This window comes from Kitasatospora sp. NPDC057692, from assembly GCF_042799475.1.
Lineage (GTDB): Bacteria > Actinomycetota > Actinomycetes > Streptomycetales > Streptomycetaceae > Kitasatospora.
The window spans coordinates 1-12,155 of record NZ_JBHVIV010000058.1; the positions used below are offsets into that span (position 1 = coordinate 1).

General features: G+C 74.1%; 9 protein-coding genes. 7 read left to right on the plus strand and 2 right to left on the minus strand.

Annotated features, from left to right (window positions below):
• Positions 1-131: 131 nt before the first annotated feature.
• Positions 132-1,616, minus strand: a complete 1,485-nt coding sequence (locus ACFVFS_RS27760; protein WP_380627435.1) for an MFS transporter — start codon at positions 1,614-1,616, stop codon at positions 132-134.
• 100 nt (positions 1,617-1,716) lie between these two features.
• Here ACFVFS_RS27760 and ACFVFS_RS27765 point away from each other — a divergent pair, with 100 nt between their 5' ends.
• A complete protein-coding gene (locus tag ACFVFS_RS27765) occupies positions 1,717-2,655 on the plus strand; it encodes a helix-turn-helix transcriptional regulator (protein WP_380627436.1) in 939 nt (312 codons plus the stop codon).
• Between the two features lie 377 nt (positions 2,656-3,032).
• Here the strand turns inward: ACFVFS_RS27765 and ACFVFS_RS27770 are convergent, their stop codons facing one another.
• Entirely contained in the window at positions 3,033-3,740 is a 708-nt protein-coding gene (locus ACFVFS_RS27770; RefSeq protein ID WP_380627437.1) for a hypothetical protein, read from the minus strand.
• 134 nt (positions 3,741-3,874) lie between these two features.
• On the opposite strand from ACFVFS_RS27770, the gene ACFVFS_RS27775 reads away from it, so the two are divergent.
• The 6 genes from ACFVFS_RS27775 to ACFVFS_RS27800 all read left to right on the plus strand — a co-directional run bounded on the left by ACFVFS_RS27775 (position 3,875) and on the right by ACFVFS_RS27800 (position 12,113).
• Positions 3,875-5,104 carry a histidine kinase gene (locus ACFVFS_RS27775; RefSeq protein WP_380627438.1) on the plus strand — a complete coding sequence of 410 codons (1,230 nt, stop codon included), beginning with the start codon at positions 3,875-3,877 and terminating at the stop codon, positions 5,102-5,104.
• Positions 5,092-5,736: a response regulator gene (locus ACFVFS_RS27780; RefSeq protein WP_380627439.1), complete on the plus strand. Its 645-nt coding sequence runs from the start codon at positions 5,092-5,094 to the stop codon at positions 5,734-5,736. The genes ACFVFS_RS27775 and ACFVFS_RS27780 overlap by 13 nt, the downstream gene beginning before the upstream one ends.
• Positions 5,737-5,738: 2 nt before the next feature.
• Complete coding sequence (locus ACFVFS_RS27785) at positions 5,739-6,641, plus strand: DUF4097 family beta strand repeat-containing protein (RefSeq protein ID WP_380627479.1); 903 nt, start codon at positions 5,739-5,741, stop codon at positions 6,639-6,641.
• 130 nt (positions 6,642-6,771) lie between these two features.
• A complete protein-coding gene (gene dusB, locus ACFVFS_RS27790; protein ID WP_380627440.1) occupies positions 6,772-8,016 on the plus strand; it encodes a tRNA dihydrouridine synthase DusB in 1,245 nt (414 codons plus the stop codon).
• A 564-nt stretch (positions 8,017-8,580) separates the two neighbouring features.
• Positions 8,581-11,289: a pyruvate, phosphate dikinase gene (gene ppdK, locus ACFVFS_RS27795; protein ID WP_380627441.1), complete on the plus strand. Its 2,709-nt coding sequence runs from the start codon at positions 8,581-8,583 to the stop codon at positions 11,287-11,289.
• A 281-nt stretch (positions 11,290-11,570) separates the two neighbouring features.
• Positions 11,571-12,113, plus strand: a complete 543-nt coding sequence (locus ACFVFS_RS27800; RefSeq protein WP_380627442.1) for a ribonuclease domain-containing protein — start codon at positions 11,571-11,573, stop codon at positions 12,111-12,113.
• Positions 12,114-12,155 lie beyond the last annotated feature (42 nt).

Here is a 12,155-nt window from a genome sequence, read left to right on the forward strand (position 1 = left end):
CCGGCGCGGCGGGGGCGGCGGCTCCGGCCGCCGGTGGCGGGGGGGGGCGCGTGGGGTATGGGTGGTGGGGGGGGGGGGGGCCCGCGGGGGGGGGGGGGGGCCGCGCCGGGACCGGGACCCAGGTCCGGCCGTCAGCCGATGGAGCGGGGCAGGCGGGTCGTCAGGTAGAAGACCGTGAACGAGCCCAGGAGTTGGATGCCCAGGCAGAGGGCGAGCGCGCGGTCCATGCCGAGGCCGGGCGAGAGGGCCAGGTAGAGCGAGCCCAGGGTGGCGACGCCCAGGGCGAGGCTGGACTGCTGGCCGGTGGCGAGCACCCCGCTGCCCACGCCCGCCCGGGCGGCGGGGACCTTGGAGAGGACGACGCGGAACAGCGGGGTGCCGATCAGCCCCTGCCCGATGCCGGCGAGGGCGACGCCCGGGGCCATCCGCAGCGGGGAGAAGCCCTCCGGGTCGGCGAGCACGGTGACGGCCAGGGTGGAGAGGCCGACGGCCTGGACGGCGGCGCCGGCGGTGAGGACACGGCTGCCGAACCGGCCGATGAGGCGCGGGCCGGAGAGCGAGGCGGTGAAGTAGCCGACGGCCATCGGGACCAGCGCCCAGCCGGCCGCGACCGGGCCGAGGTGCAGGCCCTGCTGGAGGGCGACCGCGATGACGAACATGAAGCCGCCGAAGCCGCCGAAGTAGGGGACGGCGATGCCGAGGCCGCGCCGCATCTCGGGGATGCGCAGCAGGGTGGGCGGCACCAGCGGGGTGTCACCGCGGCGCTCGGCCCGGCGTTCGACCAGGGCGAAGGCGGTGGCGAGCACGGGGAACAGCGCCAGCAGCGCCCAGGACCAGAGCGGCCAGCCGGCTGCGCGGCCCTCCATCAGCGGGACCAGGAGGGACAGCAGGGCCCCGGTGAGCAGGACGGTTCCGGCGATGTCGACCTTGGCGGCCTGCTCGGCGCGGCTCTCCGGGACGAAGCGCAGCGCGAGGACGAGGGCCAGCAGGGCGAAGGGGACGTTCAGCAGGAAGACCGAGCGCCAGCCGCTGCCGAAGAGGTCGGCGGCGACCAGCATGCCGCCGAGCACCTGGCCGATGACCACCGAGATGCCGCCGACGGCGCCGTAGACCGAGAGCGCGCGACCGCGCCGGGCGCCGTGGGTGGCGGCGGTGATGGTGCCGAGGACCTGCGGGATCAGCAGCGCGGCGGACGCGCCCTGGGCGGCCCGGGCGGCGACCAGCGACCAGGCGCCGGGGGCGAGGCCGCAGGCGAGCGAGGTCACGGCGAAGGCGGCGGCCCCGGCGACGAAGACGCGGCGGCGGCCGAAGATGTCACCCAGCCGGCCGCCGAGGACCAGCAGGACGGCGAAGGCGATGCCGTACCCGGCGGCGACCAGTTCGAGCACGGCGGGGCCGGCGGCGAGGTCGTGGTCGATGGTCGGCAGGGCGACGTTGACGATGAAGAAGTCGAGCATCGGGAGGAACGCCCCGAGCAGGACGGTGACCAGCCCGGCGGTGCCGAGGGAGGGGCCGGGGGACGGGGAGGAGGAAGGGGCGGAGGGGGCGGAAGGGGCGGAGGGGAGGGCGGAGGAGGTGGAGGCGAGGGGCCTGGCGGTGGTCAGTTGCTGGGTCACGGTCCTACGATCGGCCGCGCCGCACCCTGGTACCAGAGTGTGCTTATCCGGGTATAAGAAGTACCTGGAAACAGGATGGTGAGTGGCGCATCCTGGTGGAATGAGTCTGACCACCGCCACGGCCGGCGCCGCCACGGCGACCACTGCCACGGCGACCACCGGGAGAGCGTCCGCCGATCCGCGGCGGCAGCAGCTGGCGGCGTTCCTCCGCAGCCGCCGGGAGCGGATCACCCCCGAGCAGGTGGGGCTGCCGATGACCGGCCGGCGGCGCACGCCGGGGCTGCGCCGCGAGGAGGTGGCGCAGCTCGCCGCCGTCGGGGTCACCTGGTACACGTGGCTGGAGCAGGGCCGTGAGATCCAGGTGTCCGTCCAGGTGCTGGACGCGGTGGCGCGGGCCCTGCTGTTCGATCCGAGCGAGCGGGCCCACCTGTTCACGCTGGCCGGGGCGGAGGACCCGGCGCCGGTGCGGGAGTGCCTGACCGTCACTCCGGGCATCCGGCTGACGCTGGACCGGATGGCGCCCTACCCGGCCGCGCTGATCAACTCCCGCTACGACGTGCTGGCCTGCAACGCCCAGTACACCGGGATCGTCGGCGACCTGGAGGCGATGCCCCCGGAGGACCGCAATCTGATGTGGCTGGCGTTCACCCCCTCGCGCTTCCGCGACGTGCTGGTGGACCACGAGGACGAGCGCGAGGTCATGGTGGCCCGGTTCCGCTCCGGGATGGGCGACCACGGCGGCGAGCCCGCCTGGCGGACGCTGCTCTGCCGGCTGCGCCAGGTCTCCCCGGCCTTCGACGAGGCCTGGCAGCGGCACGACGTGCTGCGGCCGGGGAACGGGCTGAAGCGCTTCCTCCTGCCGGAGGTGGGGCTGCTGCGCTTCGACTACACGAGTTTCTGGCTGGGCCCCTCCCAGGGCTCGCGGATGGTGGTCTACACCCCGAAGGACGAGGAGACCGCCGCGCTGGTGGACCGGCTGCCCACCGGGCTGCCGTCGGCCGGGCCCGCGACCCGGGCCCCGGCGCTGCCGACCCGCTGACGGCCGCCCGGCCCGGGCCAGCCCGAGGGCCAGGCAGAGCGCGGCGAGCGGGAGTTCGACGCAGCCCGCCATCACCAGCGCGGCGAGCGCCTCGGCGCCCGGGGCCGCGGTGGCGACGTCGAGCAGGGCGTCGCCCGCGAGCAGCAGGGCGACCACGGTGGCGGGCACGACGGCGTCGGTCCGGCGGTGGCGCAGCACGGCGTCCAGCCGGAGCAGGGCGGCGAACTGGCACAGGTCGAGGACGACCCACGCCGTCTCGCCGGCCGCCGCGAGCAGCGCCACCCAGGGCAGCAGCGCGAAGGCGGCGAAGACCGGCACCCGCGCGGCGAGCGGGGCGAGCGGGGCGAGCATGGGGCGGCCGGGCAGGACGGCGGCGCTCATCGGGCGCCCTCCGACTCCGCGGGGACGGTCCGGGCGTCGCGGGCGGTCCGGACCCGGACCAGCGGGGATCGCTCGGGCCCGGCCCCGCCGGGCGCCTCGACGAGCACGCCGTCGAGGACGCCCTCGGCCCAGGCGAGCCAGAACTCCCCGGCGACGGTGACCACCTCGCCCGCCGTGACCACCGGCGAGTGCCGCCCCGGCAGCCGGAGCAGCCCGCCGCGGGTGAAGCCGACGGCCGGGGCGGCGCCGCCGTCCGGCAGCCGGCCCCAGGCGAGCCCGTGCCGGACGCTTCGCCGCCCGCCCGGACCGGAACGGGACCCGGAAGCGGCACCGGCCCAGGCGCGGGCACCGCGCAGCAGCCCGCGGCCGAGCCGGGAGGCGACGACGACGTCCACCAGCTCGCCGTGCTCGTACACCTCCAGCGCCGCCCGCCGCCCGCGACCGGCCGGAACGCTGCGCACCGACCACGGCCCGACCGGGCCGCAGGGCCCGCCGGGTGCGCCGAACCCGTCGAACCCGTCGAACCCGTGGATCCGGCCCGGGCCGCCGAGGCCGTCGGACGCACCGGCCGGCCCGACCGGCAGCCGGCCCTCGTCCGCGGCGGCCGGGTCCGGGGCGGCGGACGCGCTGCGGCCCGCACGGGCGGTGCCGTGGGCCGGACGCCCGTGCGGCGGAGTGGCGGAGTGCGATGCGGTGCTCGTCATGACGTCAAGACTCGTCGCCGCGCGCCGTGTTGTCGGTAGTGCGTCGATCCGAATCGGGGGTGTAGCTAGCTTCACCATTTCTCGGCAGCGCCCTTCATGGTGACGCTTGATCACCGGGCTCTAGGCTGTCCGCCATGTCCTCCACGACGCCGCCCAGCGCGCCCGCCAGGAGCGTCGCCCGGCCCCCGTGGTCGACGGCGGCCTGGCGGGACACCCGGTTCCTGGCCGCCGGGATCCCGCTCTCCCTGCCCGCCTGGCTGATCGTCCTCGCCCCGAAGGTGACGCTGGTCCTGCTGGGCGCGATCCTGCTCGCCGTCCGCCCGCTCACCACCGCCCAGCGCGGCCGGCTGCGCGCGCTGCGCGGCGTGGAGATCCCGCCGCTGCTGCGGTCCACCGGTACGCCCGCCGGCCTGTTCACCGCGCTGCGCACCGGCGTCAGCTGGCGGCAGGTCGGCTACCACCTGGTGGTCGGCCCGCTGGTCGCGGGCGGCGCGGTGGTCGTCGTGTACGGGTGGGGCGCCGCCCTGGCGGCCTCGACGGTCTTCGGCTGGTGCTGGATGCTGCCGGCCTCCTCGCCCGTCCAGTACCAGTGGGCCAAGCTGGACGTCCCGCTCACCGTCGGCGGCCTGCTGCTGCTCGTGGTGCTGCCCGCGGCGGCCGGCCTGCTGGCCCGGCTGGACGAGGCGCTCGCGGTGCGGATGCTCGGTCCGGGCCGCACCGCCGAGCTGGAGCACCGGATCGAGGAGGTGGTCGAGAGCCGGGCCGGGCTGGTCGACGCGGTCGACGCCGAGCGCCGCCGGATCGAGCGCGACCTGCACGACGGCACCCAGCAGCGGCTCACCTCGCTCGCCATGAACCTCGGCCTGGCCCGCCGCACCCTCAAGAACGTCCCGCCCGAGGCGATGCAGGTGATCGTCGAGGCGCACGAGGAGGCCCAGGCGGCCATCGACGAACTGCGCGACCTGGTCCGCGGCCTGCACCCGGCCGTCCTGGAGGACCGCGGCCTGGACGCGGCGCTCTCCGGCATCGCGGCCCGCGCCCCGCTGCCGGTCCGGCTGGACGTCGACGTGGCCGAGCGGATAGCGCCGACCGTCGAGGCGGTCGCCTACTTCACCGTCTCCGAGGCGCTGACCAACGTCGCCAAGCACGCCCGGGCCTCCCGGGCGGACGTCTCGGTGCGCACGGCCGGCGGCCGGCTGCGCCTGGTCGTCAGCGACGACGGCGTGGGCGGGGCGGACGCCGCGCGCGGCACCGGCCTGACCGGCCTGCGCCAGCGCACCGCCTCGGTCGACGGAACCCTGTCCGTCATCAGCCCGGTCGGGGGCCCGACCACCATCACCGTGGAGTTGCCGTGCGTGCTGTGATCGCCGAGGACTCGGTCCTGCTCAGGGTCGGTCTGGTCAAGGTCCTGGAGGCGGTGGGCTACGAGGTGGCCGCCGCCGTCGGGGACGCCGAGGAACTGCTCGCCGCGGTGCAGGAGCACCGCCCGCGGGTGGTGGTCGCGGACGTGCGGATGCCGCCGGGCTTCACGGACGAGGGGGTGCGGGCCGCGCTGGTGATCCGCCGGCAGTGGCCGGAGGTGGCGGTGCTGCTGCTCTCGCAGTTCGTGGAGGAGCGGTACGCCGCGGATCTGCTGACCACCAACACCAGCGGCGTCGGCTACCTGCTCAAGCAGCGGGTGGCCAATGTCGACGATTTCGTGGACGCGCTGCAGCGGGTCGCCGAGGGCGGCACCGCGCTGGACCCGGAGGTGGTCGCCCAGCTGCTGGTGCGCCGCCACCGCGATCCGCTGGAGCGGCTGACCCCGCGCGAGCGGGACGTGCTCGCCCTGATGGCGGAGGGCCGGTCCAACGCCGCGATCGCCGCCGCCCTGGTGGTCAGCGACAGCGCGGTCGCCAAGCACATCAACTCGATCTTCGCCAAGCTCGACCTGCCGCCCGCCGACGAGAGCCACCGGCGGGTGCTCGCGGTGCTGCGCTTCCTGGAAGTGGGGTGACGATGACGACGGGGCGGGGGCCGGCGGACGGCGCGGGGGCGGGGGCGGCGGGGCCCGCCCGCCGCGGCCGCCGGGGCTGGCGGGTGCTCGGAACGCTGGCGGTGGTCGTGGGGCTGCTCGTCGGCGCCGTGCAGACCTGGGCGATGGCGGTGCAGCAGCGCACCCGCTCGGAGATGACCTATCCGGTCGCGGTGACCAAGGTGCGGCTGGACACCGGCACCGCCGCGGTCCGGATCCGGCCCGGCCGGGAGGGCCAGGTGGTGGTGCGCCAGTACCTGAACTGGATGGTCCGGATGCCGGTGGTCTCGGCGCTCTTCGACCAGGACCAGCTGGACGTCCGGATGCGCTGCAACCAGGTGCTGCCGGTCAGCGACTTCGGTTGCGGCGCGGTGATCGAGCTGGACGTGCCGCCGGGGATCGCGGTGACCGGCAACATGTCCACCGGGAGCATCGACGTCGCCGGGGTGGCGGGGGAGGTCAATCTGCTCTCCACCTCGGGGGAGGTGCTGCTGGCCGACGTGTCCGGCCCGGTGACGGTGCGCACCACCTCCGGCTCCGTCCGGGGCAGCCGCCTCACCTCCCCGAGCGTCAACGCCGCCGCGACCTCGGGCTCGATGGAGCTGGGCTTCGCCGCGGCCCCGCGGAGCGTGGACATCGGGGTGACCTCCGGGTCGGTGGTGCTGGGCCTGCCCCAGGGATCCCGCTACGACTTCGACGGCGGGGCGTCCCCGCTGGCGCGCGGCAACATCGACCCGGCGCTGGCGGACCGCTCCAGCCCGAACAAGATCAGGATCTCGGTCAGCTCCGGCTCGGTGTCGGTCTTCGCGAAGAACGCCTCGCCCGAGGACCAGATCCGGCGGCTGATCCCGACGGGCGCGGGCCCGCCCTCGCAGGCGCGCGAGTGACGCTCCCGGCAGCGGCGGTCCCGGGGGCGGCGGCCACGGGAACGGGCTCCGGGGCAGCGGCCCCGGGCGGCTCGGCCGGGTGGGGGACAATGAAGAGTCCCCCACCCGCCGTCCCCGAGGTCAGCCGCGCATGACAGTCCCGCCCGCACCCATCGAGCCGAGCACCGCGACCGCCACCGCGACCGGCCCCGCCGACGGCGACACCCCGGCGACCGCCACCGCCGCTCCCGCCCTCGCCGCCGAGTTCGCGCCGCTGTCCATCGGCCCGCTGGAGGTCTGGCCGCCCGTCGTGCTGGCGCCGATGGCCGGCATCACCAACGCGCCGTTCCGCACCCTGTGCCGCGAGCAGAGCGGCGGCAAGGGCCTCTACGTGTCCGAGATGATCACCACCCGGGCCCTGGTCGAGCGCAACGCCAAGACCATGCAGCTGATCACCTTCGACCCGAGCGAGAAGCCGCGCTCGATCCAGCTGTACGGGGTGGACCCGGTGACGGTTGGCAAGGCGGCCCGGATGATCGCCGACGAGGGCCTCGCCGACCACATCGACCTCAACTTCGGCTGCCCCGTCCCCAAGGTGACCCGCAAGGGCGGCGGCTCGGCGCTGCCCTACAAGCGCAACCTGCTGCGCGAGATCCTGCGCGAGGCGGTCGCCAACGCCGGCGACCTGCCGGTCACCATGAAGATGCGCAAGGGCATCAACGACGACCACCTCACCTACCTGGACGCCGGCCGGATCGGCGCCGAGGAGGGCGTCTCCGCGATCGCCCTGCACGGCCGCACCGCCGCCCAGCACTACGGCGGCACCGCCGACTGGTCGGCGATCGCCCGGCTTCGCGAGTCCGTCCCGGCGGAGATCCCGGTGCTCGGCAACGGGGACATCTGGTCGGCGGACGACGCGGTGCGGATGATGCGCGAGACCGGCTGCGACGGCGTGGTGGTCGGCCGCGGCTGCCTGGGCCGGCCGTGGCTGTTCAAGGACCTGGTGGCGATCTTCGAGGGCGAGGTCGACCACGCCCGCCCGACCTTCGCCGACGTGGCACGGGCGATGGTCCGGCACGCGCAGCTGCTCGGGGAGTGGCTGGGCGACGAGGCCCGCGGCGTGATCGACTTCCGCAAGCACGTCGCCTGGTACACCAAGGGCTTCTCGGTGGGCTCGGAGCTGCGGGTGAAGCTGGCCAACTCCTCCTCGCTCGCCGAACTGGCCGAAACCCTCGCCCTGGTGGAGCAGTCCCAGGCCTGGCCGGCCGGTGCGGACGGCCCGCGCGGGCGGACCAGCGGCAACAACCGGGTCGTCCTGCCGGACGGCTGGTTGGACGATCCGTATGACTGCGCCCGACCGGGCCAGGACGCCGAATCGGACACCTCTGGCGGGTGACCTGGCCGAAGTGGCGAAAATGGCCCTCCGGGGTCGATGGCCACCGCGGCCCAGCCCTCTTTGCCGATCTGGCCAAGAGGGCTCCTTTTTGTCAGTCGGACATCACGGAGCGGACACGTTTCTGGACGCAGTGCGACGACGAGCGGAGCCGGCCTACGCCCGAACGCTGAGATGCGCTCGTGACGCTGGCCACATACCCTGGCGGTCGGAGGTGGCCGACAGGACGAAATGAACAAGTCGGGGGTGGATCGCTTCCCGAAGGGGGGCGGCGGCGGATCAGGCACTGAGGGTGCAGGAAATCAAGCCGGTCCGTCAGGCCGGGGCGTCCGCGGCTACGGTGCGTTCCGGGGATGTGATCTTCCGGTTTCGATGACTTCAAGACTTGAACGCTCGCTAGCGTCAGCCGGACGATTTCACCACCAGAGGTGAACGCCATTCAGCGCATTCGATCTAGCGGGTTACCTGCCGATCCTGACGACGTACGCCCCATTGGCGGCGCGGAAGAGCCTTCGAAATGGGTATGTTCTCCGGCGTCAGGGCAACCGTGTGCGAGGAGACCGACCCGTGGCGTCCCAGCAGAAGTTTGTTTACTCCTTCACTGAAGGAAACAAGGACCTCAAGGATCTTCTTGGCGGTAAGGGCGCGAACCTGGCCGAGATGACCAACCTGGGCCTCCCGGTCCCTCCGGGGTTCACCATCACCACCGAGGCCTGCAAGGTCTTCCTGGAGACCGGCAGCGAGCCCACCTCGCTGCACGAGGAGATCAGCGCCCACCTGGACGCCCTTGAGCGGGAGATGGGCAAGAAGCTCGGCCAGGCCGACAACCCGCTGCTCGTCTCGGTGCGTTCGGGCGCCAAGTTCTCCATGCCCGGCATGATGGACACCGTCCTGAACATCGGCCTCTCGGACGCCTCGGTGGCCGGTCTGGTCGCGCAGTCCGGCAACGAGCGCTTCGCCTGGGACTCCTACCGCCGCCTGGTCCAGATGTTCGGCAAGACCGTGCTGGGCGTCGACGGCGAGCTGTTCGAGGAGGCCCTGGACGAGGCCAAGCACGCCAAGGGCACCGCCAACGACCTCGACCTGGACGCCGCCGACCTGAAGCAGCTGGTCGAGGTCTTCAAGGGCATCGTCGAGCGCGAGACCGGCCGGGCCTTCCCGCAGGAGCCGCGCGAGCAGATGGACCTCGCCATCCACGCGGTCTTCCACTCCTGGAACGGCGACCGGGCCCGGCTCTACCGCCGCCAGGAGCGCATCCCGAACGACCTGGGCACCGCGGTCAACGTCTGCACCATGGTCTTCGGCAACCTCGGCGAGGACTCCGGCACCGGTGTCGCCTTCACCCGCGACCCCTCCACCGGCACCCAGGGCGTCTACGGCGACTACCTGTCCAACGCCCAGGGCGAGGACGTCGTCGCCGGCATCCGCAACACGCTGCCGCTGGCCGAGCTGGAGAAGCTCGACAAGAAGTCGTACGACGAGCTGATGACGATCATGCAGACGCTCGAGAACCACTACCGCGACCTCTGCGACATCGAGTTCACCATCGAGCGCGGCAAGCTCTGGATGCTCCAGACCCGGGTCGGCAAGCGCACCGCCGCGGCCGCCTTCCGGATCGCCGTCCAGCTGGTCGACCAGGGCCTGATCGACCTGGACGAGGCCCTCATGCGGGTCACCGGCGGCCAGCTCTCCCAGCTGATGTTCCCGCGCTTCGCCCCGAACGCCGAGTCCAAGCAGATCGCCTGGGGCCTCGCCGCCTCGCCCGGCGCCGCGATCGGCAAGATCGTCTTCGACTCCTACACCGCCGTGAAGTGGTCGCGCTCCGGTGAGAAGGTCATCCTGGTCCGCCGCGAGACCAACCCGGACGACCTGGACGGCATGATCGCCGCCGAGGGCATCCTCACCTCGCGCGGCGGCAAGACCTCGCACGCCGCCGTCGTCGCCCGCGGCATGGGCAAGACCTGTGTCTGCGGCGCCGAGGAGCTGGAGGTCGACACCAAGCGCCGCCGGATGACCACCGCCGACGGCCTGGTGCTGGAGGAGGGCGACGTCGTCTCCATCGACGGTGCGACCGGCAAGGTCTACCTCGGTGAGGTCCCCGTGCTGCCCTCCCCGGTGGTCGAGTACTTCGAGGGCACCCTGCACGCCGGCGCCGACGTCCAGGGCGGCCTGGTCCAGGCCGTGCACCGGCTGATGTCGCACGCCGACGGCCGCCGCCGGCTCGCCGTGCGCGCCAACGCCGACAACGCCGAGGACGGCTCGCGCGCCCGCCGCTACGGCGCCCAGGGCATCGGCCTGTGCCGCACCGAGCACATGTTCCTCGGCGAGGAGCGCCGCAAGGAGGTCGAGCACCTGATCCTCGCGGACAACGACAAGGACCGCGAGCAGGCGCTCTCCACCCTGCTGCCGATGCAGAAGGGCGACTTCGTCGAGCTCTTCCAGGCGCTGGACGGCCTGCCCGTCACCGTCCGCCTGCTCGACCCGCCGCTGCACGAGTTCCTGCCGGACATCACCGAGCTGTCGGTACGCGTCGCCCTCGCCGAGGCCCGCAAGGACCCGAACGAGAACGACCTGCGTCTGCTCCAGGCGGTGCACAAGCTGCACGAGCAGAACCCGATGCTCGGCCTGCGCGGCGTCCGCCTCGGCCTGGTCATCCCCGGCCTGTTCGGCATGCAGGTCCGCGCCATCGCGGAGGCCGCCGCCGAGCGCAGGCTGGCCGGCGGGGACCCGCGCCCCGAGGTCATGATCCCGCTGGTCGGCACCGTCCAGGAGCTGGAGCTGGTCCGCGACGAGTGCGAGCGCGTGCTCGCCGAGGTCGCCCAGTCCACCGGCGTCCAGCTGGAGATCAAGCTGGGCACCATGATCGAGCTGCCGCGCGCCGCCGTGACGGCCGGCCAGATCGCCGAGGCCGCCGAGTTCTTCTCCTTCGGCACCAACGACCTCACCCAGACGGTCTGGGGCTTCTCCCGCGACGACGTCGAGGCCTCCTTCTTCACCGCCTACCTGGAGAAGGGCATCTTCGGGGTCTCGCCGTTCGAGACCATCGACCGCGACGGCGTCGGCTCGCTCGTCCGGCACGCCGTCGAGGCCGGCCGGGCCACCCGACCCGACCTCAAGCTCGGCGTCTGCGGCGAGCACGGCGGCGACCCGGACTCGGTCCACTTCTTCCACGAGGTGGGGCTGGACTACGTCTCCTGCTCCCCCTTCCGGATCCCGGTGGCGCGCCTGGAGGCCGGCCGCGCCGCCATCGAGTCTGCGGGCAGCGACTCGCGCTGAACCGCCGGGGGCTCTGAGCCCCCCGGCGCGGCGCGACCGCTGACCGCGTCCCCTCCCTCGGGGAGGGGCGTACACCGGAGCTCGGCGCAGGAGAACCGGCGTACGTGAAACGGCCGGGGCGGGAACGGACAACGGCGTCCGTACCCGCCCCGGCCGTGCGCGTTCCCGCGGCCGGGCGCGGCCGGTGCCCGGGCACCGCCCCCGGCCGGGCGCCCGGATGTGGCCGCGGCCACGTGTGTGGCTGGCCGCGCGCGGGCCCGCCGACTGCCAAGCTGGAGCCCATGACCAGCAAGAACCGCCTCTGGACCGTCCTCGCCGTGCTGCTCTGCGCGATCGCCGCCGCAGTCGGCTACGTCGCGTCCGACGGCACCGGCGACGGCACGCCGAAGGCCGCCGCGAGCTCCACCGGCCCGGCCGCCGTGTCGAGCACCCCCTCGGCCCCGAAGCCGAGCGCGCCCAGGCCCAGCGCGCCCAAGCCCTCGGCCCCGGCCGCCACGCCCCCGGCGGGCGCCGCCGCCGGCTGGGTGCCGACCGACCCGGCGATGGCCGACGTCTGCCGCACCGCGCTGCCGGGCCAGGCCCTCGACACCCTGGGCCTGATCGCCAAGGGCGGCCCCTACCCCTACCGCTCGGACGGCATCGTCTTCGAGAACCGCGAGAGCCGCCTCCCGCGCAAGGCCTCCGGCTACTACCACGAGTTCACCGTCGTGACCCCCGGCTCCGGCGACCGCGGCGCCCGCCGCGTGGTCACCGGCGACTCCGGCGAGCAGTACTGGACCGCCGACCACTACGGCACCTTCGAGGAGATCGACGCCCGCTGCTGAGCGCCCCCCGCCGGCCGCCCCGCCGCCCGCGGGGCCGGTCGG